At 41.6% G+C, this 25,746-nt stretch carries 23 protein-coding genes; 14 read left to right on the plus strand and 9 right to left on the minus strand.

Features of this window, described 5'->3' with window-relative positions; all coding sequences use genetic code 11:
* Window positions 1–511: 511 nt before the first annotated feature.
* The gene (gene dapF, locus V7K69_RS20705; protein ID WP_335037698.1) at window positions 512–1,390 is read right to left on the minus strand and encodes a diaminopimelate epimerase; all 879 of its coding nucleotides are present in this window, start codon (window positions 1,388–1,390) and stop codon (window positions 512–514) included.
* Between the two features lie 70 nt (window positions 1,391–1,460).
* Here dapF and V7K69_RS20710 point away from each other — a divergent pair, with 70 nt between their 5' ends.
* Window positions 1,461–1,685 carry an Hfq-related RNA-binding protein gene (locus tag V7K69_RS20710; protein WP_335037700.1) on the plus strand — a complete coding sequence of 75 codons (225 nt, stop codon included), beginning with the start codon at window positions 1,461–1,463 and terminating at the stop codon, window positions 1,683–1,685.
* 86 nt (window positions 1,686–1,771) lie between these two features.
* Here the strand turns inward: V7K69_RS20710 and V7K69_RS20715 are convergent, their stop codons facing one another.
* Window positions 1,772–2,974, minus strand: a complete 1,203-nt coding sequence (locus tag V7K69_RS20715) for a 3-dehydroquinate synthase (RefSeq protein ID WP_335037702.1) — start codon at window positions 2,972–2,974, stop codon at window positions 1,772–1,774.
* A 469-nt stretch (window positions 2,975–3,443) separates the two neighbouring features.
* On the opposite strand from V7K69_RS20715, the gene V7K69_RS20720 reads away from it, so the two are divergent.
* The 8 genes from V7K69_RS20720 (at window position 3,444) to V7K69_RS20755 (ending at window position 11,614) form a co-directional block, all read left to right on the plus strand.
* Entirely contained in the window at window positions 3,444–4,325 is an 882-nt protein-coding gene (locus tag V7K69_RS20720; RefSeq protein ID WP_335037705.1) for an EboA family metabolite traffic protein, read from the plus strand.
* A 145-nt stretch (window positions 4,326–4,470) separates the two neighbouring features.
* Window positions 4,471–5,379, plus strand: coding sequence for a TatD family hydrolase (locus tag V7K69_RS20725; protein WP_335037708.1), 909 nt, complete (start codon window positions 4,471–4,473; stop codon window positions 5,377–5,379).
* A gap of 85 nt (window positions 5,380–5,464) precedes the next feature.
* A complete protein-coding gene (gene eboC, locus V7K69_RS20730) occupies window positions 5,465–6,397 on the plus strand; it encodes a UbiA-like protein EboC (protein WP_335037711.1) in 933 nt (310 codons plus the stop codon).
* A gap of 141 nt (window positions 6,398–6,538) precedes the next feature.
* A complete protein-coding gene (gene eboE, locus V7K69_RS20735; protein WP_335037714.1) occupies window positions 6,539–7,765 on the plus strand; it encodes a metabolite traffic protein EboE in 1,227 nt (408 codons plus the stop codon).
* A gap of 15 nt (window positions 7,766–7,780) precedes the next feature.
* A complete protein-coding gene (locus V7K69_RS20740) occupies window positions 7,781–9,154 on the plus strand; it encodes an alkaline phosphatase family protein (protein ID WP_335037716.1) in 1,374 nt (457 codons plus the stop codon).
* Window positions 9,155–9,357: 203 nt separating this feature from the next.
* The gene (locus tag V7K69_RS20745; RefSeq protein ID WP_335037717.1) at window positions 9,358–10,851 is read left to right on the plus strand and encodes a catalase; all 1,494 of its coding nucleotides are present in this window, start codon (window positions 9,358–9,360) and stop codon (window positions 10,849–10,851) included.
* Between the two features lie 254 nt (window positions 10,852–11,105).
* Complete coding sequence (locus tag V7K69_RS20750; protein WP_335037719.1) at window positions 11,106–11,336, plus strand: hypothetical protein; 231 nt, start codon at window positions 11,106–11,108, stop codon at window positions 11,334–11,336.
* On the plus strand, window positions 11,333–11,614 hold the full coding sequence (locus V7K69_RS20755; RefSeq protein WP_335037722.1) for a hypothetical protein: 282 nt from the start codon (window positions 11,333–11,335) through the stop codon (window positions 11,612–11,614). The genes V7K69_RS20750 and V7K69_RS20755 overlap by 4 nt, the downstream gene beginning before the upstream one ends.
* 239 nt (window positions 11,615–11,853) lie before the next feature.
* On the opposite strand, the gene V7K69_RS20760 is transcribed toward V7K69_RS20755, so the two are convergent.
* The 4 genes from V7K69_RS20760 to V7K69_RS20775 form a co-directional block, all read right to left on the minus strand.
* The gene (locus V7K69_RS20760) at window positions 11,854–13,398 is read right to left on the minus strand and encodes a tetratricopeptide repeat protein (RefSeq protein WP_335037725.1); all 1,545 of its coding nucleotides are present in this window, start codon (window positions 13,396–13,398) and stop codon (window positions 11,854–11,856) included.
* The gene (locus V7K69_RS20765; protein WP_335037727.1) at window positions 13,392–14,840 is read right to left on the minus strand and encodes an NB-ARC domain-containing protein,Caspase domain-containing protein; all 1,449 of its coding nucleotides are present in this window, start codon (window positions 14,838–14,840) and stop codon (window positions 13,392–13,394) included. Before V7K69_RS20765 ends, V7K69_RS20760 begins: the two co-directional genes overlap by 7 nt.
* A gap of 167 nt (window positions 14,841–15,007) precedes the next feature.
* Window positions 15,008–16,183 (minus strand): hypothetical protein, encoded by a 1,176-nt coding sequence (locus tag V7K69_RS20770; RefSeq protein ID WP_335037729.1) that lies wholly within the window; start codon window positions 16,181–16,183, stop codon window positions 15,008–15,010.
* Between the two features lie 176 nt (window positions 16,184–16,359).
* On the minus strand, window positions 16,360–16,788 hold the full coding sequence (locus V7K69_RS20775) for a hypothetical protein (RefSeq protein ID WP_334703447.1): 429 nt from the start codon (window positions 16,786–16,788) through the stop codon (window positions 16,360–16,362).
* A gap of 393 nt (window positions 16,789–17,181) precedes the next feature.
* On the opposite strand from V7K69_RS20775, the gene psbQ reads away from it, so the two are divergent.
* From psbQ to hemJ, 4 genes are all read left to right on the plus strand, one after another.
* A complete protein-coding gene (gene psbQ, locus V7K69_RS20780; protein WP_335037731.1) occupies window positions 17,182–17,637 on the plus strand; it encodes a photosystem II protein PsbQ in 456 nt (151 codons plus the stop codon).
* Window positions 17,638–17,718: 81 nt separating this feature from the next.
* Window positions 17,719–18,816, plus strand: a complete 1,098-nt coding sequence (locus tag V7K69_RS20785) for an NAD(P)/FAD-dependent oxidoreductase (protein WP_335037733.1) — start codon at window positions 17,719–17,721, stop codon at window positions 18,814–18,816.
* 92 nt (window positions 18,817–18,908) lie between these two features.
* A complete protein-coding gene (locus V7K69_RS20790; RefSeq protein WP_335037735.1) occupies window positions 18,909–19,760 on the plus strand; it encodes an alpha/beta fold hydrolase in 852 nt (283 codons plus the stop codon).
* Window positions 19,761–19,948: 188 nt separating this feature from the next.
* The gene (hemJ, locus tag V7K69_RS20795; protein ID WP_114085322.1) at window positions 19,949–20,530 is read left to right on the plus strand and encodes a protoporphyrinogen oxidase HemJ; all 582 of its coding nucleotides are present in this window, start codon (window positions 19,949–19,951) and stop codon (window positions 20,528–20,530) included.
* 34 nt (window positions 20,531–20,564) lie between these two features.
* Here the strand turns inward: hemJ and V7K69_RS20800 are convergent, their stop codons facing one another.
* Window positions 20,565–21,473 (minus strand): peptidoglycan-binding domain-containing protein, encoded by a 909-nt coding sequence (locus V7K69_RS20800; protein WP_335037739.1) that lies wholly within the window; start codon window positions 21,471–21,473, stop codon window positions 20,565–20,567.
* Window positions 21,474–21,864: 391 nt separating this feature from the next.
* Here V7K69_RS20800 and V7K69_RS20805 point away from each other — a divergent pair, with 391 nt between their 5' ends.
* Window positions 21,865–25,143 carry a leucine-rich repeat domain-containing protein gene (locus V7K69_RS20805; protein WP_335037742.1) on the plus strand — a complete coding sequence of 1,093 codons (3,279 nt, stop codon included), beginning with the start codon at window positions 21,865–21,867 and terminating at the stop codon, window positions 25,141–25,143.
* Between the two features lie 54 nt (window positions 25,144–25,197).
* Here the strand turns inward: V7K69_RS20805 and V7K69_RS20810 are convergent, their stop codons facing one another.
* Together V7K69_RS20810 and V7K69_RS20815 are read right to left on the minus strand one after the other, a co-directional pair.
* Complete coding sequence (locus V7K69_RS20810) at window positions 25,198–25,455, minus strand: hypothetical protein (protein WP_335037744.1); 258 nt, start codon at window positions 25,453–25,455, stop codon at window positions 25,198–25,200.
* 76 nt (window positions 25,456–25,531) lie between these two features.
* On the minus strand, window positions 25,532–25,735 hold the full coding sequence (locus tag V7K69_RS20815; RefSeq protein ID WP_335037791.1) for a hypothetical protein: 204 nt from the start codon (window positions 25,733–25,735) through the stop codon (window positions 25,532–25,534).
* Window positions 25,736–25,746 lie beyond the last annotated feature (11 nt).

Raw genomic sequence — 25,746 nt, forward strand, 5'->3', positions numbered from 1 at the left:
TCATCATCGTCTCTAATCCTGTTGAGAATTAGCTTTTAGCTTTTGTTAAGAAAGATGTGACTAATGGATAGCTTAAAAAGGGGGACTTTGATTCCAGTTCCCCTTTTTTAAGGCTACCGTGTATACACAAGTCGGGTTGAGAATCAAATAAAGGGAAAAGAACGGAAAATTATTTTAAAAATCCTTGATTTTTCGTTAATTCTATATCAATAAGCTGACACTTTTGATAAACTCAAAACCTTGCCTACTAAGGCTTGCATCTTACCAGGCAAGGATTTTAGGACTTGTGTATACACCGTAGTTTTTTAAGGGGGGTTAGGGGGGATCAATAAGTGCAAAGATACAGCCAACCACTTTTCAAACATCTTCTAAACACTAAAGTCCTTACTACAAACCCTCAAAATAACTTAGGACTTACGCAAGAACTCTCTGAAACTCTTATTTCTCCGTGTCCTCTGCGCCTCTGTGGTTCGTTTTTTCATGATTTTGCGTAATCTCGGTGGTAAATCGGTTACAATTTCCCCGTGAATACCTTTTGGGCCGGGCCTGTCATGTAAACCCGTTGGTCGATTTCTGACCATTCAATTTGCAAGGGGCCACCAGGTAATTCTACAGTGGCAGTGCGATCGCATTTCCCGGTTAACACACCAGCTACTAAAGAAGCGCAAGCACCAGTCCCACAAGCTAATGTAATCCCAGCCCCCCGTTCCCACACCCGCATTTTCAAATAGTTAGGGCGCACCACTTGAATAAATTCAGTATTTATGCGTTGAGGAAAAGCTGGGTGATGTTCGAATTTCGGGCCAATGCTTTCTAGTTCAATTGCTGCTACATCTTCTACAAAGGTAATGCAGTGAGGATTTCCCATACTTACACAAGTTACTTCCCAAGTTTTCCCCACCACCTCCAACGGCTGAGAAATTACTTTTTCTTCGGCGGGTGCAAGAGTGGTAGGAATTTCGCCAGCGAGTAATCTGGGTAAACCCATGTCTACTTTAACTAGACCATTAGGCAAGATTTGGGGAATCATCACGCCACCTAAAGTATGAATGCGATACGTGATTGAGGATTGAGAAGACTCTTCCCCAGTCCCTAGTCCCAAGTCCCTAGTCCCCAGTTTCTCTAAATCTGCCAAAAAGCCAGCTAAACAGCGAATGCCATTGCCACACATTTCTGGTTCTGAACCATCAGAATTAAAAATCCGCATGGTGTAGTCAGTGCCATTTTCTCCAGGTAGGGCAAAAATTACACCATCAGCACCGATACCAAAATGGCGATCGCACAACTGGATGGCTTGCTCTGGAGTCAATACGGGCAAAGATGACGAGCGATTGTCAATCAGAATAAAATCGTTGCCCAGACCATGATACTTAGTAAATTCGATTGCCATTTTCTCAAGGATGAATTATCAAGGATTAGTTACTCTTTATTTTGCCTTGTAGGTTCATCTTTACTAAAAAATGCTTACCCAATTTGACACCACTTTGCCTAGTATTATACAAGTCCAAAACCTGATTAAACAAACAACGCCAGTAGAGTTAAAGCTGCTGACTCAAGATGTACTCATAGGAAAAGTTGTATGGCAAGACCCACAGTGTATCTGTATTGCTGATGAAAACAGCCAGCAAACCACTGTTTGGAAACAAGCGATCGCATACATCAAACCGAAAACAAGTCAGGAATAGAATTTTGCTTGCGATCGCTATAAGATTTTGGTTAGCGATCGCCCGTTTGTATACAATACACTCTAATTTCCCTTCCATAGGGACAATCAATGCGAGAGTTGCCAATCTTGCAACATCAAAATAGCATCTCTATACAAAGACAAATCCACCTGATGTACTTCTATTCCCTGCCCAATTCCTTCTAGAAGAGTGATTGTCAAATTTCCTCCCAAGTGTTCGCGGAACTCGGTAAGCCCCCTAAATAGACAATCGGGATGGTCTAGTTGATCTAATTGCTCTGTAAGTGCCGATACATACAATGTAAACCCCAACTTATTCAGTGTATGTAGAACCATTCGCCACTCAGATTTCAATAGCTGACCTGTTAAATATGAATAGGTCGTATCCAAAGCAATACCGATCGCTACAGCTTCACCATGACGTAAACTGTAATTAGTTAAATGCTCCAGTTTATGAGCAGCCCAGTGTCCAAAATCCAAAGGACGCGATGAACCCATTTCAAATGGATCGCCGCCACCAGCAATATGCTCTAAATGCAACTGCGAACAGCGATAGATCAATCTTTCCATTATGTCCATATCCCGATTAGCCAATTTATCGGCATTAGTCATAATGAAATCGAAGAAATCTGCATCTTTAATCAGCGCTACTTTCACCGCTTCTGCAATACCCGATCGCCAATCTCGATCGTCAAGGCTAGTCAGAAAATCAAAGTCATTTAAGACAGCATAAGGCGGCATGAATGTACCCAAAAAGTTTTTCTTGCCGAAAGCATTGATTCCGTTCTTTACCCCTACACCCGAATCGTTTTGCCCTAATACTGTTGTCGGTACTCGTAACAGCCGAATTCCTCGATGAGCCGTTGTTGCTGCGTATCCTACCATATCTAGGACGGCTCCACCTCCAATTGCTAAAACGTAGGAGTGACGGCACAATCCTGCTGCATTGATTCGCTGATGAATTTGCTCTATAAATCTAGAATCGTTCTTAACTCGTTCTCCACCAAGAACTACTATCGGCTCACCGCTCAGTGTTAGTACATCTTCATAATACTGAGCATAGACTGATAATTTTTTTAGTAAGCCATCCTGGTGCTGTAAAAATCCTCCATCTACTACAGCTAGTACTTGCTTTGGGGTTGTTTCCCCATCTGCGGCAATCACTTGTGCAAATAAAGGATTATCTAACTGAAACAGACCTCTAGTGAAGTGAACATCATAGTTGAAGGTCACGCGGACACATTGGTTAATTGGTTGCAGATTAAGAGCGGTTTTTTGTTTAATAGCCATTTAAAGTATTATTTAGTAGCTGTGAATATATGCACTAATGCAATTACAATTTAGACTAAATTCAAGATGGTCAACCATCAAATAGTTCAGCATTTAGATGATTTTTTAAACACTTAAAATCATTAAATTCATCATACTTTTAAATTGCATTCATCATGGTAGGCAAAGTTAAAAATAATATTAATTTACAATTCTATTGATGCCTATGATTTATCCATGAAATTAGCAATGGATATTCTTATGTTAGATAAAATTCTAATTTTTTCCGTAAGTTAATTCTAGAGTTTATCTAATTAAAATAGGATCTTTACAATATCTTCTCTAAAATCGGGAAAACTTTATAGATTCAGTAAAGTTCCGAACTCAGTAGTATATTATTAGCTGTTTTAAACACAAAGTATCAAGTTTAGTGGTAGATTTTATACTTAGTTGTCACAAAAAAGCTGGGCAACTTCTCCTGAAATTTATCATGAGTAAAGTAAACAAGTTACTGCATCACTGGCTGTTAAAGTCTGTTTCAGATAAAGCTTTTGCTTGGCTGGAGCAGAAGCAGGCACAAATTTCTAGCGGCGCTGCTGAAAGAGTTTTTTTTACGGCATTTAGTGCTGTACCGCGTTATCTAGGTAAACAGGATTTGCAGCTAACATTCCAGGACTTGGAAGCAGCAGAAGATGTGATTCCCGGTTGGTATCCTGGTAATTGGAGTGTAGATCAAGCAGGTCGCACACTCTTGCTTCTAGCTTTGCCCCACGATGATGCCCAGGGGTATGTGCAGACGCTCGATCAAGTCTTCTCTACTGCTGATATGGGGGAGCTAGTCGCCCTTTATCAAAGTTTGCCGCTTTTACCACATCCAGAGTTACATCGCCATCGCGCTGCTGAGGGAATTCGCAGCAATATGAGTAATGTATTCCAAGCCATAGCACTACGTAATCCTTATCCAGCGAATTATTTAGACAATGCTGCTTGGAACCAGATGGTACTAAAGGCTGTGTTTGTCGGCAGTCCTTTGCATCTAATTTGGGGATTAGACCAACGTGCTAACCCAGAATTAGCGAAGATGTTAGCAGACTATGCCCATGAACGTTGGGCAGCTAAACGCTCAGTTACGCCAGAACTTTGGCGACCTGTAGGGCGGTTTGCGGATAGTGCGATCGTTACAGATTTGGAAAAAGTACTGGCTAATGGCGATACAGCCGAACAAGAAGCCGCAGCGTTAGCTTGTGCTGAGTCTCCTTTACCCCAAGCGCAAGCATTACTTTCTCGTTACCCAGATTTACAGTCATCCATCCAGCAAGGTAATCTGACTTGGAACAATTTTAGCCGTGATGCCTGCGGCAAGCTGCGCTAACGCCTCTTTGTTTACAAATAAAAGGGAGTGGCGAGTGGGGATGAGGGAGAAATCAATTCAAAATTAAAGTACTTCTGCCTCCTGCCTTCTGCCTCCTGCCTTCTGCCTCCTGCCTCCTCTTTCCCAATGCCCAATTATTAAAACCATGATGTATATCGATCCTCACATTCATATGTGTTCCCGTACTACTTACGATTACCTAGTAATGCGGGAATATGGCATTGTCGCCGTTATTGAACCAGCCTTTTGGTTAGGACAACCCCGAACAAATGCTGGCTCATTTAAAGACTACTTCAGTAGTCTTGTCGGTTGGGAACGGTTTCGTGCTAGTCAGTTTGGCATCCAACACTACTGCACAATCGGCCTAAATCCGAAAGAAGCTAACAATGAAGCGCTAGCAGCTGAAGTTATGGAACTGCTACCACTTTATGCCTGTAAAGAAGGAGTTGTTGCTATTGGTGAAATTGGCTATGACGATATGACAGAAGCAGAAGATAAGTACTTTTGTCAACAGTTAGAATTAGCCAAAGAACTCGATACTTTGGTACTAATTCATACTCCTCACCGGAATAAAAAGGCGGGTGCTAGTCGGAGTATGGATCGCTGTATTGAATATGGTTTAGATCCTTCACAAGTAGTTATCGATCACAATAACGAAGAAACTGTTGAAGAAGTATTAGGACGCGGTTTTTGGGCAGCTTTTACGATTTACCCACAGACGAAGATGGGTAACGCCAGGATGGTAGAAGTTGTCCGCCAATATGGGTGCGATCGCATCATTGTAGATAGTAGCGCTGATTGGGGTATCAGCGATCCTTTGGCAGTTCCCAAAACGGCTCAGTTGATGTTAGATAGGGGCATTCCTGAACAACATGTGCAAGCAGTTTGTTATGAAAATGCCCTAGCTGCTTACAGTCAAACTGGGCAGATGAAAGCTTCAGATTGGCTCAATCCTCAATCTATCGATCAACGTCAAATGTTCAGTGGTAATTCTGTGCTACGGGGACAAGAACCAGGAATCAAATCAGTTTCAGATTTTGTGTTGATTGAATAGAAAATTGGCAGTGAGGAGTGTATAAACATCTGGTTCATCAATATGCGGTTTGTTTTGAGTAATTATTAGGCATGGAGGCAGATAAGTGAATGTTGCAAGCTTAAATTTTCAAAGCTGGCGGAGTTATTTTGAATTGATGCGTCCTGCTAATATTGTTACTGCGTGGGCGGATATTCTTCTTGGTTTTGCTGCTTCTGGCTCTGGAATAATTTTTACTAAATTAATTAATGGCGAAGCAACTTTTGCCATCCTAATTCCATTAGCTTGGTTGTTATTAGCTACAACTGGCTTGTATGGCGGCGGTATAGTTTTTAACGATGTTTTTGATGCTGAATTAGATGCAAAAGAGCGACCAAATAGAGCAATTCCCAGTGGTCGCGTATCTCGTCAAAATGCTACTTTACTGGGGAGTATACTTTTTGCCATTGGGATTATAGCTGCTTTTCAGGTATCGTTATTGAGTGCTGCGATCGCTATATTTATCACTCTCTCATCCCTACTGTACGACTCACTCGCCAAACATCATCCTTTTTTTGGCCCTTTAAATATGGGTTTATGTCGTGGCAGTAACTTATTATTAGGTGTAAGTGCAGTACCCGAAATCATCGGAGAACGTTGGTATTTAGCGCTAATTCCTGTTCTTTATATTGCTGCTATCACTGCAATTAGTCAGGGTGAAGTTCATGGTGGTAAGAAGATTACGGGAGTTTTAGCAGTACTCCTAATTGCAATAGTTTTGACAGCAGTTTTAGCTTTAGGATTCTTGGATGAGTATACAGCGATCGCAGCCCTACCATTCGCTATTTTATTAGCTATCAGAATCTTGCCTAACTTTATCAAAGCGGCGCAGGAACCAATAGCCGAAAATATCCGCAATGCTGTCAAAATAGGCGTTTTATCTCTAATAGTTTTAGATGCAACAATTGCATCTGGTTTTGCTGGTTTGTATTACGGTTTATTCGTTCTAATCTTGCTACCAATTTCTATGAAACTAGCAAAAATATTTGCTGTAACTTAACTTTAAATGTACATACCACTGAATAGATTGTAGGGGCGCATAGATATGCGCCCATCTCCATGAATGTGTAACAAATATTTTGTGAAATTTTATCAGCCAAAGATAACAAATTATTAGCATATATAGGGCGTAGGCTAGAAAATGAAAATTACAAAAGACAGCAACTTTCATTTAACTTATTGCAGCAACATTCATCCTGGTGAAAGCTGGCTAGAGGTTTTAACCAATTTAGAAAAGTATATTCTTGAACTCAAATCACGTTTATCACCTACAGAACCTTTCGGTATTGGCTTGAGATTAGCAGATATTGCAGCAAAAGAACTTTTAGAAAGTAATAATTTAGCTCAATTCCAAGCATGGCTAACTCAGCATAATTTATATGTTTTCACCTTAAATGGATTTCCTTATGGCGGATTCCATCGGAAAGTTGTCAAAGACCAAGTTTATGCACCAGATTGGTCTACACAAGAACGGGTGAATTATAGTTTAAATTTGACACAAATTTTATCTGCTCTGTTACCACAAGGACTAGACGGTGGAATTTCTACACTACCATTATCCTATAAACCTTGGTGGCAAAAAGACCAAGCAACTTTTGATACGGTTCTGAAAAAGAGTTGTTTGAACATAGCATCTGTTGTTGTAGAGATGATTCGCATCAGCGAAGAAACAGGAAAGATATTACATATTGATTTAGAACCTGAGCCTGATGGTTTAATTGAAAATACATCAGAAGTAATTGATTTTTATCAAAATTGGTTGCTGCCAATTGGTGGTAATTACTTATCAGAAAAATTAAATATTGAACAGCATCTAGCAGAGACGAAGTTGATAGAACACGTCCGGGTTTGTTATGATACCTGCCATTTTTCAGTTGAATATGAGGAACCGCAATCTGTATTTGCGCGTTTGCAATCGGCAGGAATTAAGATTGGCAAGATTCAAATTAGCGCTGCAATTAAAGTAAAAATACCTGCTGAGGTTGAAAAGCGTAATTTGATAGTTGAACGCTTACGTCCTTTTGCAGAATCTACCTATCTTCACCAGGTAATAGAACGTCGCAACGATGGTACACTGCATCACTATCCTGACTTAATAGCTGCATTACCACATTTAGAGGAATCTTTAGCTGAAGAGTGGCGGATTCATTTTCACGTCCCAATTTTTATTCATGATTATCAAATTTTGCAATCTACCCAAGATGACATCGCTACTGTTTTAAATCTAATTAAAACAAATAATGCTTGCTCACATTTAGAAATTGAAACTTACACTTGGGATGTATTGCCGTCAGAAATGAAGATAGATATGCTGACTTCTATTCAGCGTGAATATGAGTGGGTATTAAAAGAATTTGCCGCAAATTAAAAGGAAATTAATTTTATGCAGAAAACAGTTGTTCTAAATGTCGTGGGGTTAACGCCCAGTTTATTAGGAGAAAACACACCATTTTTATCTTCTTGGGCTGCTAAAGGACAGCTAGCTTCCATCAACAAAGTTTTACCTGCTGTAACTTGTTCAGTTCAAGCTACTTATTTAACAGGAAAGTTACCTGATGAACATGGAATTGTTGCTAATGGTTGGTACTTCCGCGATGAGTGTGAAGTGAAGTTTTGGCGACAATCTAATAAACTAGTACAAGCTCCCAAAGTATGGGAAATAGCTAAATCAATTGATCCAACTTTCACTTGTGCCAATCTTTTTTGGTGGTACAATATGTACTCTACGGCAGATTATGCGATTACGCCGCGCCCGATGTATCCCGCAGATGGAAGAAAATTACCTGATATTTATACCCATCCTAGTGATGTGCGATCGCAAATTCAATCTGATTTAGGAAATTTCCCTCTGTTCGATTTCTGGGGGCCAAAAACTACCATTAGTTCTAGTCAATGGATTGCCAATTCTGCAAAATGGGTTGAGGAGCGTTACAGCCCGACATTATCACTGGTTTATCTACCACATTTAGATTACTGTCTGCAAAAATTTGGTAACAATCAAACACAGATTCAAGCAGATTTGCGAGAAATTGATGCTGTTTGTGGCGATTTGATTAAATATTTTGAAGCACGTAATACTCAGGTAATTATTCTTTCTGAGTATGGCATTACCCCAGTTTCTAAAGCGGTGGATTTGAACCGGGTACTACGAGAAAATGGTTTAATTGCTGTCCGGGAAGAATTAGGGCGAGAACTGCTCGATTTTGGTGCTAGCATTGCCTTTGCTGTTGCCGATCATCAAATTGCTCATGTTTATGTGAACGATCCGGCATACATCCCGAAAGTGCGATCGCTTTTAGAAGCGACTGAAGGCGTAGCGCAGGTATTGGATGAAGAGGGTAAACAAGCCTACCATCTTAATCATCCTAGATCGGGTGAGTTGGTGGCGATCACACAATCTGACACTTGGTTTACCTATTATTATTGGCTTGATGATGCCAAAGCCCCTGATTTTGCTAGAACAGTAGATATCCACCGTAAACCTGGTTACGATCCTGTAGAACTTTTCCTCGATCCGCAAATAAAATTTCCTCAAGGAAAAATTGCTCTCAAGTTACTTAAGAAACAACTAGGTTTTCGCTACTTAATGGATGTGATTCCTCTGGATGCTTCCCTGGTGCGTGGCTCTCACGGTAATATCACCACTTCCTCAGATGAAGGGCCTCTATTTATCACCCATCAAACTCACCTAGTTAATGAACATCAAATTGAGGCGACAGATGTTTGCTCGTTAATTCTCAAACATTTAAATACCTGAAAGGCAGTATAGAGACGATATACCGTCTCTACATCTTACCAAAATACAAAAAAATTCCTTGTAATTCATAATCATATCGAGTATGATTTTAATATAAACTCGTTATGACTATGGATTAGATTGTTCTATCAGTAGGTATCCATCTGCTGACTAAAATGTATTGTGGGCAATCTGAGTAACTTACATGGAGAGCTTCTTTAACCATGACTGAACCCCAAAACTTGACAACTGCTGACGGTATTCCAGTTAGCGATAACCAGAACTCACTCACGGCTGGAGCGCGTGGCCCGGTATTAATCCAGGATTTCCACCTCATAGAAAAACTGGCTCATTTCAACAGAGAACGTATTCCTGAAAGAGTTGTTCACGCTAAAGGTGCTGCTGCTCACGGCACTTTGACTATTACCAATGACATTACCCGCTACAGTAAAGCCAAACTTTTTTCTGAAATTGGCAAGAAAACGGAACTTCTCTTGCGCTTTTCGACAGTTGGCGGAGAAAAGGGTTCAGCAGATGCCGAGCGCGACCCTAGAGGTTTTTCCCTCAAGTTTTATACTGAGGAGGGTAACTGGGATCTTGTAGGTAACAATACCCCTATTTTCTTCATCCGCGACCCTTTGAAGTTTCCTGATTTTATCCATACCCAAAAGCGCAATCCCCAAACCAATTGCAAAGACCAGAATGCAAAGTGGGATTTTTGGTCACTCAGTCCAGAATCGCTTCACCAGGTGACAATCCTCTTTTCAGACCGGGGAATTCCCAAAACCCATCGCCACATGGACGGTTTTGGTAGCCACACCTTCAGTTTAATTAATGCTGAGGGCGATCGCGTTTGGTGTAAATTTCACTTTAAGACTCTGCAAGGACATCAAACCTTGACAGAGGAAGAATCAGCTAAGATTAAGGGCGAAGATCCCGATCATGCGACTCACGATCTGTTTGAAGCGATCGCTAAAAAAGATTATCCCAAATGGCGGATGTGCATTCAGGTTATGACTGAAGAGCAAGCGGCAAAACATCCTGATAATCCTTTTGACTTGACCAAAGTTTGGAAACACTCAGAATATCCCTTAATTGAAGTTGGGATATTAGAGCTAAATCGTAACCCTGAGAATTATTTCGCCGAAGTAGAGCAAGCCGCTTTTAGTCCTAGTGCCGTGGTTCCTGGCGTTAGTTTCTCTCCAGACAAAATGCTGCAAGCTCGAATCTTTTCTTACCCAGATGCTCAACGGTATCGCTTGGGTGGTAACTATCAGCAATTACCTGTTAACCAGCCCAAATGTCCAGTGATGCACTACCAGCGAGATGGCTTTATGGCTCCAGGGAACAACGGCGGTAGCGCTCCTAACTATGAACCGAATAGTGCTGAGGGTACGCCCAAAGAAAATCCAGCTTATGCAGAACCACCTAGTCATTTGGGCGATGTCACAGTTGATCGTTACAGTCATCGTGAAGGAAACGACGATTACACCCAAGCTGGTGATCTGTATCGGTTAATGACTCCTGAACAGCAAGAACGTCTTGCTAAAAATATTGTCGGCAGTCTCTCTCAAGCAAGGGAAGACATCCAAATGCGCCAACTCTGTCACTTTTTTAGGGCAGATGTTTCTTATGGTAGTCGTGTAGCTGAGGGGTTAGGCATTTCAATTGATCCCTCAATATTTTCTCATAATGCTCAACCTGTAGGTAACTGGTAGCCTTATCCAATTTTGTAAGGTGGGCATCTTGCCTGCCTTAGAGGATGTTTGAAAAGTTCTTTTCTTGGTAGCAAAACGTTTTAGATCCCCCTAAATCCCCCTTAAAAAGGTGGACTTTGATTCCGGTTCCCCCCTTTTTTAGGGGGGTTAGGGGGGATCAATAAGTGTCTATAATCATAGCCAACCACTTTTAAAACAACCTATTAAAGCAAATTTATTTGATTAACTTACAAAATAAATCGAGGTAATTAAACATGAAATTAACAGCAACAGAAAAAGGCTTATTAATCCCTAAAGAACTCTTAGGAGAAAACCAAGAGTTTGAGATTATTCAAGAAAATGGAAAAATTATTATTACTAGCATTAAACATACATCTTCTATTTGGGATTTAGGTTCAAATCCTGTGGAATGTGATGTAAAAGATGGTGCAATTAACCACGATCGCTATCTCTATAACCCGTTAACGGAGATAAAAGCCTCGTGAACGGAGATAAAATACTCGTGAACGGAGATAAAATACTCGTGAACGGAGATAAAAGCCTCGTTAACGGAGATAAAAGCCTCGTGAACGGAGATAAAAGCCTCGTTAACGGAGATAAAATACTCGTTGACGGAGATAAAAGCCTCGTTGACGGAGCTAAAATACTCGTTAACGGAGATAAAAGCCTCGTTAACGGAGATAAAATACTCGTTGACGGAGATAAAAGACTCGTTAACGGAGATAAAAGCCTCGTTGACGGAGTTCAGAGGCTCATTAAGTAGAGAAATAAAAATATTTATAGTTAGTGCGATCGCACCCTTCGCAAAGCATATCGTAGAGAAGTAGTTTTAGGCGTTGCGATCGCACTATTTTGCTTCACTGCATTTGCACTGACATTGTGTAATTAATTATGTTGCTTACTTCTTAGACTAGGATTTGAATCCCAGGCGGGTAATGCAGCCGGTGCAGCTTACCTAAATTACTGAAACCAACGCCAGACACAAGCAACCATTCTCCTGAATCAAGGCTGACGATTCCGCCGCAAGTCTTCCAGATTTTCACGAAAGGTTATTGTATCAGGATGATTTGCCTCTAAGCGTTTTTCAGCGATCGCCAAAGCTTGAATTAACAAAGGTTCGGCTTCGGTGTACCTTCCCTGTGATTTGTAAAGTTTTGCCAAATTGTTCAGGGTTTTTGCCACATTAGGGTGTTCATCCCCAAGTAGGCGTTTTCTCATCGCCAAAGCTTGGATGTACAAAGGTTCGGCATCGCTGTACCTTCCCTGTGATTCGTAGAGTCCTGCCAAATTGTTCAGGCTAGTTGCCACAGAGGGGTGTTCATCCCCCAGCAGGCATTTTGTCATCGCCAAAGCTTGAATTAACAAAGGTTCGGCATCGCTATACCTTCCCTGTGATTTGTAGAGTAATGCCAAATTGTTCAGGCCAGTTGCCACAGAGGGGTGTTCATCCCCCAGCAGGCGTTTCTTCATCTCCAAAGCTTGGATGTACAAAGGTTCAGCATCGCTATACCTTCCCTGTAAACGGTAGAGTAATGCCAAATTGTTCAGGCTAGTTGCCACATCTGGGTGTTCATCCCCCAGCAGACGTTTTCTCATCTCCAAAGCTTGGATGTACAAAGGTTCAGCATCCCTGTACCTTCCCTGTAAACGGTAGAGTTCTGCCAAATTGTTCAGGTCAATCGCTACTTCTGGGTGTTCATCCCCGAATAGGCGTTTGTCTATCTCCAAAGTTTGGATGTACAAAGGTTCAGCATCGCTATACCTTCCCTGTGATTCGTAGAGTCCTGCCAAATTGTTCAGGCTAGTTGCCACATCTGGGTGTTCATCCCCCAGCAGGCGTTTTCTCATCTCCAAAGCTTGAATTAACAAAGGTTTGGCTTCGCTGTACCTTCCCTGTGAATTGTAGAGTAATGCCAAATTGTTCAGGCTAGTTGCCACAGAGAGGTGTTCTTCGCCCAAACGTTCTTTAGTAGCTAATAAACTTTGTTTACCCCAAGGCAAAGCTTGCCCATAGGCTCCTTGACCTGCGTAAAATCTAACCAAGCCCTCAAATGGTGAGATTAAATCATCATCGCTTAACCAAGCTTGGTAAACTGTTGCAGTTCCGGCAAGGTGAGGGATGGCAAGAGTTACTTTAGAAATTTCTATCAATGTGGGTGTCTGAGGAATATTTTTTGCTACGGCTACTATTGCCTGACAATAGCCGCGCTTAAGCTCGTTTGCTTCAGCCAAATCTTCTAACATCTGGCGCAATAATTCCCGAATGCGCTCATGGATTTGGTAGGTATCCTCTGCTAATTCTTGCAGCAAATAACGCTCAACTAAAATAGTGCGGTTAGCTTTTAAGTCAAATTCCAAATCGCTATAACCTGCTGCTGATTCTACCAAAGACCAAGGGATAGGAGCCAAAGCAAACAAACTCAACAGACAAGCCAATTTTTGCACCTCTGGTTCTAAGCTTTGCCAATTCAACTCAAAAGCTGCTGCTACACCAGACTCACCTGCTGATGCTTGCTTTTGTAGCTGTGCGAGAATGTCTGCTAGCATGATTCGCTCCCTGGCTCTTGCCGCAGTCCTGCTATTAGGTAAAGTCCAACAGGTACATAATTCACAAATTGGCAAAGTCCCTTAGCAAATTCTAATTCCTTCTCAACCCTATCTTTTCCTAGCAGGGTTGTTAATAATTCTAAGGCTGCATCTGCTGACAATTTACCTAACGGCAGTGATGGATATGCTAACCCTGTGTTTTGACGAGTGGTAATTAACACCTTAAACCGAGAACCTTGAGGTGGTAGATAAGGTTGAATTTGCTTCCAGTCTTTAACATCATCAAATATTAATAAAACTTTGCCAGCTTGCCAGTTCTTCCAGCAATAAGCAACTTGACCTGCTAGGCTTAATCCATCCGGTGGATTAAAGTTAGGTAAATTCACAACTCCAAACTCTACTAACTGGATTCCCAAATCAATACCTTGGGGATTTAACCAACAACACCCGCCAGAATAATCTTCTAAATATTGCCATGAGTATTGAATAGCTAACTCTGTTTTACCCACGCCACCTTGCCCAGTCACATCGGTAATAGCCACAACATCATTTGCTTGCAATAGCTGATGCAATTGTTCTATTTGCTCATCCCTGCCAACAAATTTACGAGCTTGACTCTGTTGGATATTATGCGGGATATCAAAGGGGTTGAAATGATATTTTTCAATATCTCCATCCCAACTACGGGAATAAAAATAAGTCGGCAGTTGTTTTTTATCTAAACTAATAAATCGCTGCTTAACTGCCTCAGTAACTTCCCTCATATTCGGAGGAAAATTCCCATTAGCTGCGGCAAAAGCCTCTCTCACAGCTTGAGAAAAGTATCCTGTTTTATTTTCCGAATTTACCTCAGCTTTTTCTCCTTCCCGCGTAGCCAGTAAAACAAATTGTTTACTATCTTGCTTTAGCTGACCACTCAAAAAAGCTTTGCCACCTAAGTTAGTTGGTCTTCCCTTCGACTCTAAAACATAATTGGCACAGGCATCAATAATACAAATATGATTACGAATCTGAAATTTATCGGAACCCAACAAAACTAATAAAGAATTTAAATCTAAATTCTGCCAATTCTGTTTATTTGCATCAGCACAAAGCAACCGACGCTCTCGTTCTGAGGTAATCAAACCATGTCCCGCCCAAAAAATGTAAAGTAAATCCCCCGATTTTGGGGATAAAAAGTTAGTCACAATATCGGAGATATTTTGCTCTGTTGCTAACTCTACAGTTAAGCCACATTCCCCAATTAACTGATGATTTTCTTCCAGCGCTGATAAACATAACCGGATATTCTCTTTCGGTACACCGTGCAGATGCAGCCAATGAGCAAATTTCAGTGCGTCATCGGCTGGCCCTCCACCCGTCACATTCCAAGCAGATTCGTGGTACTTTTCAATACCCACAATTAACCCAAAAGTGCGATCGGGTTTAGCCATCAACTGCATGATGACTTAGCCTCTCACGTTATGGGGAAAATGACCTAACCCCCCAGCCCCCTTCCCTACAAGGGAATGGGGAGCCAAACTCCCCTCTCCGCTTCGGAGAGGGGTTGGGGGAGAGGTTCTTCTACGATTACTGAACTGGTTTTCTAGATACCGTAAAAAGTAAACCATTATGGCAACCTCGAAATAATCGCCTCCCAGGTTTTGGCATTTGTCCAATAAGCACCGTGGGAACGGGGAAATGGTTGTCTGCTATCCACTTGCACATCCTGCACTCGCTCAGGGAAAATTTTATTACCCACGTAACTGAGAAAATCCCGTAAATCGTAGATATTCAACCATTGCGGGAAATGCTCTGGCAATAACTGCCCATATTCTAAGCTGTAGAGGGCGTTAATCTCATATAAAAATGGTGCTTGGGAACCAACTGTTACCAATAATTCCACCTGAGACAACTGCTGCTGCACTAGCAAATCTACACAAGCGATACCTCCCAAACTATGGGCGATTAAAACCACTGGCGGTTCTGCTTGGGCAATTTGTTGCTGGATAAACGCCCTGATTTTTTCACCTCGCGTCTGATACAACAAAATATCACCAGGCATAGGCGAGATTTTATCAGTTAACTCAAGGCGGTTTCCTCTGACATAATTTGTTCCGCCGTACTGTGCTAGTTCAACAAATGGCTTTAATAACCAGCCAACTAATCCTAACTCCGCTTCTCCCAAAGCCAGAGCCAGCAATTCCACAACATCATCCCGCAATTGGGCATCGGTGAGTATGGGGAGAAATTTTTCTTGCTGTTCGCTAATAAACATTGCTTGAGCCACAACTGCTCTAGCTATTGGTGCATAATATTCACTCAAATCAGATTCGGAAACTGTGAGCAACGCCCGTTCATACGGTTCACTGTGGATAACCGCCTCTCGTGCTGACTCAAATACCTCTGCAATTCCCGCCTCTTGCAACTTAGCTTGCAGTTGAGATCCCGGAGTGAGACTCGCTACACGAGATTGTAAAACATCTCCTGGTTCTTCCCCAAAGGGATTTCCTGACTCAATCGGTTTCAAAGACAACAGCCGTAATTCATACAAAGGATCGCGGTATAATTTCCCCCACAATACAATCTCTGCGTCTTCTTCTCCTTGAGATAAAGCCAGTGTCGCATCTTCCAAGGGTACTGATGCCCGATTATCATTGAACCTTGCACCTAATACACCCCAAAGGCAGGGAGAAACTTTGATATCAGGACGTTGGGCGTGAATCTTTTGCTCAATTATCTGAAAAGTTTCGTTGTATTCTCGTTCCCTAATGCCTGTGCCATGCACAAATATTACAGTGGTCAAGTCGCTTCGCTCCAATTAAAAATTAAAAATTATTATTATTAATTAAAAATTGCAAGATGTTCTCTACAAGACGCTGCGCGAACATGGGAGAAGTTTTCTCCTGCCTCACCTCGGCTGCGCTCGGCGACCACCTGCCTGGTTGTTGAGCGTAGTCGAAACACTGCCTCCTGCCTTCTTCATTCACTTGCTTTATTAAAAACTTCTAAAATCTGTCGGCAAATCTGTTTGAGCTTATCCTCAATTTCATCAGAAGGCGAAGATGCGCCGACAACATTCCAGTTTTCTACCGTAGAAAGTCGCCACGCTTCACCGCGATGATCGAATCCAGCTACCTCCACGCCGATCGCACGGCGGGAATTATTTATGGGATCTTGATAAAATCGGATTTGAATTAAAATACTACGACTTCGCCAAGATTTGCTGATACCAGGAAAGTGAAAGCCAATATCTATAGAATCTGGATCGACTAACTCCCTAGTCTCCGGGTCATTTTTCCAGGGTTTGAGATCGGATTTGGCATCAGGAAACTCGAATTTGAACAAATTAACTACCGTAGCAATGTTGCTGGCGAGTTCAAGGTTCGTTGCCTGTTCAGCTGCATTCACTAAAAAACACTCCTATATCGCGTCGGCATCTTCGGGGATGTGAAGAGATAAAAACCGCCAGAAGGCTTATATTATTGGTGTTTCAGCTTATCAAGAGCTTTGAGATTTAGCAACTCCAAATCATATTTTCCTAACAATATCAGTTAACGTGTGCCTTCTTTGGAAAATCACGTTCAGTTACTAACAGAAGCCAAAAATCGCTTCTTGTTGGGACTGCCTAACACCTATTAAGTAATTGTACTTAAAAATTACTCAAAAGCAGACGGAACTCTGCTCTTTGGAGAAAATATCAAGATTTTCTGCAAAATCCTTGGCTGACAGGAACGATTGACTGCGCTAGCGATCTAAAATGACACTGTGAATCGGTAAACCAAAAGCAATTAAGTTCAATATATGGTGCGTCAACGCTCGATTTTTTCATTTTTCCTAGTACTATTGGCCACATTCCTGATTAGTTGTGGTGGCCCTGGTGTTGCGATCGCACCTCCGACTTACACAGCAGTACAACTTGAAAAAATTCAGGCTTATGTTCCTGAAATTCAGGCTGTGCGCGATCGCTCAGAAGAGTTGACAACCCTGATTAAAAAAGGTGATTGGATCAATGTGCGTAACTTTATACATGGCCCGATAACAGAAGCAAAGCTGAATCTGACTTATGTCACTCCTAACCTTCTACCCCAAGACCAACCCAAAGCACGTCAAATAACGCGAGATTTTTTTACAGACCTGGTTAAGCTTGATAAAGCTACTAGTGCTGGCAATCCTCTAGTTGCCTTGAATCAATCCCAAGCTGCTTTTGCAGAGATTGACAAATTCCTCCAACTGCTTCCGAAAACAGAAGAAAGTTAGGAGTTAAGAGTTAGGAGTTAGGAGTTAAGAATTAAGAATTTTTAACTTCTCACTTCTAACTACTCACTTGAAACACAAGTTATGAATGTAGTTATTATCGGTTGTGGTGTGGTTGGGGCTGCGATCGCTTACGAACTGAGTCTAGTAAAAGGGCTGAAAATTACAGTTTGCGATCGCCAACCACCAGCCCAAGCTTCTACGGGCGCTGCACTTGGCGTTTTGATGGGCGCAATCAGCCAAAAAATCAAGGGCAAAGCTTGGCAGATGCGACAAACCAGCATCCAACGCTATGAAACTTTGATTCCTGAACTAGAAGCTTTAACAGGTCGCAAAATCCCTTTTAACCGTCAGGGAATTCTCAGTCTTGGTTTGGAAGAGGAGAATTTAGCAGCATGGGAAAAACTTGTAGAAGTTCGCCACTCTCAAGGCTGGCATTTAGAGATTTGGGATACGGCTAAACTCCAGAATATCTGTCCTCAAGTGGATTGTGAAAAAATTACTGGCGCTGTCTATTCTCCCCAAGACCGCCAGCTTGATCCAACTGCCCTGACGTTAGCTTTAGTTGAGGCTGCCCAGCAAAATGGTGTAACTTTCAAATTTGGCGTGACTGTTTTGGATGCTTCAACCTCAACACCTGAATTTTGCCATCAACTTGAGACTACAGAAGGAAAAATCACCGCCGATTGGTTTGTAGTCGCAGCAGGGCTAGGTTCAACACCACTGACGGCAAAATTAAATCAGATAATTGATATCCGCCCTGTGCTAGGGCAAGCATTACAAATGAGTGTAGGGCATCCATTAGGCAATCCTGACTTCCAGCCAGCGATAACGGGTAACGATGTTCATATTGTTCCTGTGGGCGGCGGAGATTATTGGGTAGGCGCAACTGTGGAATTTCCTAGCAATGGCGATGAGATACCGCCAAATCAAGAACTGCTGGAATCTGTTAGAGAACAAGCGATCGCATTTTGCCCAGAATTAGCCACAGCAAAAATTCTCCGCACTTGGTCAGGGTTACGTCCCCGTCCTGAAGGTCGTCCAGCCCCAGTTATTGGTAAGTTGCCAGGATTTAGTAACATCCTCCTAGCCACCGGACACTATCGCAATGGCGTTTTACTAGCACCCGCCACAGCTTATGCGATTCGTGAGATGATTATTTCTCAAGGAATAGAGGGATGAGGGAGCAGGGGAGCAGAAGAAGAATTCCTAACTCTTGACTTAATGACAAATGACCAATGACAAATGACAAATGACCAATATAGGAATATAACGTGTCAATAACAGAACATAAAATCAATGTAGATTCACTGGAATGGTTTTATCGAGAATCTTTACCAATCGGCAGAACTGACTTAGCGCCTGTGTTGTTGTTACACGGCTTAGTTTCACAAAGTTACAGTTGGCGTAATATTATACCGGCTCTAGCGAATCAGGGTACAAGAGCGATCGCACCAGATTGGATTGGTTACGGCTTTTCTGCAAAACCAGAAAAACGAGATTTTGCTTATACTCCCGATGCTTTTATCACAGCTTTAGAAGGATTTGTCAGAGCTTTAGAACTTGAACATTTTTCTTTAGTTGTCCAAGGCTTTTTAGGTTCTGTAGGATTGCAATATGCTTTGCGTCATCCAGAACAAATTGCCAACTTAGCTATTTTAAATACACCAATATCAACTGCTGCCAAATTACCCTGGAAAATTAAACAAATGGGTTTACCTTTGGTAGGTGAAGTAATGACTCAAGACCCTTTATTAGTTGACCGAACCCTAGAAGGTGGTAGCCGTTATCGCATAGGAGATAAGGAATTAGATATTTATCGAAAACCATTTTTGAAAAGTTCTTCATCTGGGCGGAGTCTGTTATCAAGTATTCGCAATTTACAGCTTGATTCAGCAATGACCGAAATTGAATCTGGTTTTAAAGAATGGCAACAGCCAATTCTGATTCAATGGGGAGTAATTGACCCTTGGTTATCTGTAGACGTTGCCCAAAAATTTACAGATTTAGCACCAAATACCGAATTAATAAAACTTAATAACGTTGGACATTATCCTCAAGAACATTACCACGAGGTGATTTTGGAAGACCTTTTACCCTTTGTGCGTCGTAAAGATGCTCATTGACAATATACCTTTGGCAAAAATCGATATTATAAAAATGAAACCACAGATAAACACTGGTGATTTATCTGTGGAAAAGAAATAAATTCTGGATCTTTGCCAGACTTATAATGTTATTCCAGACTACATTTGTGAACTTTTTATTATCACTAAAAATGGTTCACAACCACAAGTAAAGGAGATGAGTATTCATGGCTTATTCTTGGTTTAAAGCATTTCATATTGTCGGATTTGTAGTTTGGTTTGCCGGTTTGTTCTACCTAGTACGCCTTTTCATCTATCACGTTGAAGCGAACCTTGAACCTGAGCCAGCGCAAACGATATTGAAAAATCAATATCAAATTATGGAAAAGCGTCTCTACTACATCATCACGAATCCCGGAATGTATGTAACGATCGCAATGGCTATCGGTTTAGTAACCACTGAACCAGACGTTTTAAAAGAGGGCTGGTTACATATAAAACTGCTGTTTGTTGCTATTTTAATTGGTTATCATCATTACTGCGCTCGGCTGATGAAGAAGTTAGCAGTAGGGGAATGTGGCTGGAGTGGTCAGCAATTGCGTGCTTTAAATGAAGCACCTACAGTTATGTTAGTAGCGATCGTTTTGCTGGCTGTATTTAAGAATAATCTCCCTACAGATATCGCTGCTTGGGCTATTTTTGCCATGATTATTTTGATGGCAGTCACTATTCAACTTTACGCCAAAAAACGTAGACAAGATAAAGAGAAGCTGACAGCACAGATAGGGCAACCACAAGAACAAAGTTAGAAAAATTGGGATAGCATATCTGTGCTATCCTGCCTTATCCTGGAAACGTTTTTAGTAAATCATCGCCAGGAATCACGGTAGCGTAAAAAGTATATTTGCGATTAGCGACATAACGGCGGTCTTGTTTAACAATCGCCATAAATTCTCTATGTCCCTCACGGGTTCGTCCTACTAAACAACCTGCACTAGCAAGGCGAATATCATTCCGGGGAAAATCAAAGCCGTAGTGTTGATTAACGTAAAAATTATCACCTGTATCAAGTTTGTCGCCAGTCCGTTTAAAATCTTGGTTGAAATCTCTACAAACTGTTATATCTCCAACTTGCACTAATGCTTCGTGAGGCTCTGCTGTGCCGTGAGTGCCAACAGCCCAAGCTTTGTATTGCCCAAACTGAATCCTAGCGGCTCCTTTGGGATTCATCGGGTTATAAGTGTAATACTTTCCTGGTTCTGTAGTTGCTTCCCAGTGGTCTACGATTTTGGGAACACCATTTACTACTTCAATCACAATCCGGCGATCGTTAAATTCATTGGGTGTATCACTGTTGAGAGTCCAGTCTGCATCTATGCCTTCTACATAAACAATATTGTATTCTTTGGGATTGGTAAATACCTGATAACCTTTGGCTAGCATATATTTCACAATCTTACTAGCAATGTCATTGCCTAGTTTTAAGGGGGGTTTAGGAAGATCGTCTATTTTGGTTTCAATCAGTTCCTTGGCTGTGACTGCGCCTAAAAAGCCAATCTCTTCAGTCTTTGTTAATTCTTGAAATTTTTTGAGAGCTATCACAGAAACAGGGCCAAATTTGCCATCGGCTGGAGGTTCCAGCAAAACTAAGCCGATTAATATTATCTGAATCTGACGAGCCAAGTCTGCATCCTCAGCGATCGCATCAAATGACCATTTCTCATCTTTTCCCAAGAAATCTTGTAGTTTCATTATGCACCTGTCTTCATTTACTTACTTCTAAGTATAAACATCATTTTAAAAATTGATGTTGTCTGAAACAATACTCCAGTCTAAAGCAGAATGTCACAATTTTTACTATTAATTTATGATTGGGTACGCAAAAATTCACAGAGATGATACTCAAGAAAAAACTATTTATTGGGAATATATATGAAATTTCTTCCGTAATTTTTAGAAGATATACATAAAAATAATGAGTATAAAGTTGTGCTGGAAGATGTGAAAAATATTCTCTGGCTGCTAGATCGCACATTGCTTCAATGCAATACTTCATACAAGCTACATTATTAATTAGCTCAATTTCTCTGCTGCGCGTTTAAGCAGCAACTCATCGTCAGACATCGCCTCTGTAAAACCCCAAATGACTAACGAAGAACTGCTGCAAATTATTGAACAAGCTGCCAGAGACAAGGTAACAGAATTAGACCTTTCTGGGAAAAGCTTAACAACGCTGCCAGCAGAAATTGTCCAACTCACCAACCTGCGATCGCTCAACCTCATGAGTAATCAACTGAGCAGTTTACCGCCGGAATTTGGAAAACTCGCCAACCTGCGATCGCTCTACCTCCACAACAATCACCTGAGCAGTTTGCCACCGGAATTTGGACAACTCACCAACCTGCAATCCCTCTACCTCCACAACAATCACCTGAGCAGTTTGCCACCGGAATTTGGACAACTCACCAACCTGCAATCCCTCTACCTCTATAGCAATCAACTAAGCAGCCTGCCACCGGAATTTGGACAACTCACTAACTTACAAACTCTCAACCTCCACAACAATCAACTAAGCAGCCTGCCACCGGAATTTGGACAACTCATCAACCTACAATACCTCTACTTCGATAAAAATCAACTGAGCAGTCTGCCACCAGAAATTGTTCAACTTACCAAATTGCAAACCCTTGACCTCCGCAGTAATCAACTGAGCAGTCTGTCAGAGGAAATTGTCCAACTCACTAACCTGCGATCGCTTAACCTTTATAACAATCAACTGAGCAGTCTGCCACCGGAAATTAGCCAACTCACCAACCTGCAATCCCTCGACCTCCGCAGTAATCAACTGAGCAGTCTGCCACCGGAAATTGGCCAACTCACCAACCTGCAATCCCTCGACCTCCGCAGTAATCAACTGAGCAGTCTGCCACCGGAAATTGGCCAACTCACCAACCTGCTATCCCTCGACCTCGACGGTAATCAACTGAGTAGTCTGCCACCGGAAATTAGTCAACTCACCAACCTGCAATCCCTCGACTTCCGCAGTAATCAACTGAGCAGTCTGCCACCGGAAATTAGCCAACTCACCAACCTGCAATCCCTTAATCTCTACAACAATCAACTGAGCAGTCTCCCAAGGGAAATCAGGCAACTGTCAAACCTGGAAAAATTGGAACTTCGTAGAAATCCAATCCCTATTCCACCAGAGATTTTGGGGTCGAAGAATTTATCCGAAGATCCAGGCGATGTGAATGAAATTCTCGATTTCTATTTTCGGGTGCAAGATCCAGCCGAAACCGAACCATTCTACGAAGCAAAATTCTTGATTATTGGCGAAGGAGGAGCTGGTAAAACCTCTTTAGCCAAGAAAATCAAAGACGAAAACTATAAACTCCAGACGAATGAAAAATCAACTGAAGGCATTGAGGTGATCCAGTGGTACTTTACACAGCCAAATGGCAAAGATTTTCGCGTCAACATCTGGGATTTTGGCGGTCAGGCAATCTACCACGAAACCCATCAGTTTTTCCTCAGCAAGCGTTCTCTATATGCCTTAGTTGCCGATACTCGCAAAGAAAATACTGATTTTTACTGGTGGCTGAAGGTTGTCGAACTCTTGAGCGACAAGAGTCCAGTTATCATCATCAAAAACGAAAAACAAGACCGTCAGTGCGAAGTCGATGAAGGACAGTTACGAGGAGAATTCAGCAATCTAGAGAAAATACTGGCAACCAATTTAGATACTAATCGCGGTTTAGCAGAGATTAAAGATGCTATTCAGCTATACATCAGCAATCTTGACCATGTTGGTACACCTCTACCAAAACTCTGGGTAAGAGTCAGAGCAGCCCTAGAGAACGATTCCCGAAATTACATCAGCTTTGAAGAATACTGTAACCTTTGCCGAGTAAATAATTTAACTGACCGTAAAGATATGCTGCGCTTGAGTAGCTATTTACATGACCTCGGCGTTTGCCTCCACTTTCAAGACGATTCTACACTCAAACACTACGTAATCCTCAAACCGGAATGGGGGACAACTGCCGTCTACAAAGTTTTGGACAGTCAAACTGTCAAGCAAAAGCTAGGTTGTTTTACCAAAGAAAACCTCAAAGATATTTGGCAAGACGGCGAATATGCAGATATGCAAGATGAACTCCTGCAATTAATGATGCGGTTCAAGCTTTGCTACGAAATTCCTGGCCGCCGTGACATTTATATTGCGCCTCAATTGCTCTCCATTGAAAAAGCTAATTATACTTGGGACGATCGCAACAATATAATCCTGCGCTACACCTATACATTCATGCCCAAAGGCATTATCACCCGTTTTATTGTTGAGACACACCCTTGGATTGAAGAGCAAAAACTCGTTTGGAAAAACGGTGTTGTTCTCAACAAAGACCAAACTCGTGCAGAAATCATTGAAAACTACAATCAACGGGAAATTAAAATCCGTGTAGCCGGAAACCGTAAAAAAGAATTGATGGCAGTCATCACCCACGAACTCGAAAAAATCCACAACTCTTATGAACGTTTGCAATATCAAACCCTAGTTCCTTGTAACTGCGAAAAATGTGAAGGAAGCCAAACTCCTTATAGTTATCCTCTGAACGAACTGCATGAGTTCCTAGATGATGGTGCTTACCTGATTCAATGCAGGAAAACCCGCCAAATGGTGGATGTCCGCAGGTTAATTGATGATGTCATGTTCCAATCCGATAGACCAGATAAGGAACTCAACCCCCAGGTTGCACAGTTGCAAAACGAACTGGAACGAAAGCGAGATGAATTATTGACGCATCGGTTACGAGATAGCAATCAAGAAGAAAAACCTATCATGGATAGTCAATCTGCAATGGAATTCGAGAAGGAAATTTTCATCTCTTATGCTTGGGGCGGAGAAAGTGAGCAATTTGTCAATCAATTAGATGAGACTTTGCAGGCAAAAGGAATCAAAATCATCAGGGATAAACGCGATTTGGGGTACAAAGGACTAATTAAAGCCTTCATGGAACGGATTGGACGCGGTAAATGCGCGATCGCAGTTATTAGCGACAAGTATTTAAAATCTCCCAATTGTATGTTTGAGCTAGTGCAAATTGCTAAAAATGGTGAATTTTATAATCGAATTTTCCCGATTGTGTTAGCGGATGCCCAAATTTATAAACCTGTTGCCAGACTTAAATATATTAAGCATTGGGAAGACGAAATTAAAGAATTAGATGAAGGGATGAAAGGCGTTAATGCAGCTAATTTACAGGGATTTCGAGAAGAAATTGACCAATACACCGAGATTCGCAACACGATCGCAGAACTGACTAACCTGCTAAAAGATATGAACACGCTTACCCCTGATATTCACAGCAAATCAGACTTTGAGATATTGCTGAATGCGATCGCACAGCGTTTAGATGAGTAAAAATAACCTATTGGTTGGGTTTAGAGATTGAGCAATGTCTCCAACTGGCTAGACTTACGCCCTTTTGACTCGATAATTTTTGTTCTGAGATGTAGGCTTTAAGTTCAGAAGCAGAATGATGAGGGTTAAAGGTGCAACTTTGAGGATAAAAGGTGCAACTTCGAGGATAAAAGGTGCAACTTCGAGGATAAAAGGCTCAAGTTCGAGGATAAAAGGCGCAACTTCGAGGATAAAAGGTGCAATTTCGAGGGTTAAAGGCGCAACTTCGAGGGTTAAAGGTCTAGCGATCGCTCTTTTAACTCGACAACTCATGTTCAAAGGTGCAAGTTTCGAGTTCAGAGGTGGAATGATGAAGCTTTGAGGTGAAGCGCTCGGATCGCATCATCGTTTACCTGTCTTCTTCTAGCAGTGCAGCTAGTTTATTAGCAGCTTCATGGGAATTATAGGGAGACCACACATGATAAGTGACCCCTGCCTGTAACGACAATATTTCTTCTTCTGTCGCTAATTCTTGAACTAAGAACTGCATGACCTTGAGTTTATCTGCACGAGATAGCTTGTGCAAGGTTAGGAATAAATCTGCTGCGCTCATATCAAGTTGAA

The organism is Nostoc sp., from assembly GCF_036917775.1.
Lineage (GTDB): Bacteria > Cyanobacteriota > Cyanobacteriia > Cyanobacteriales > Nostocaceae > Nostoc.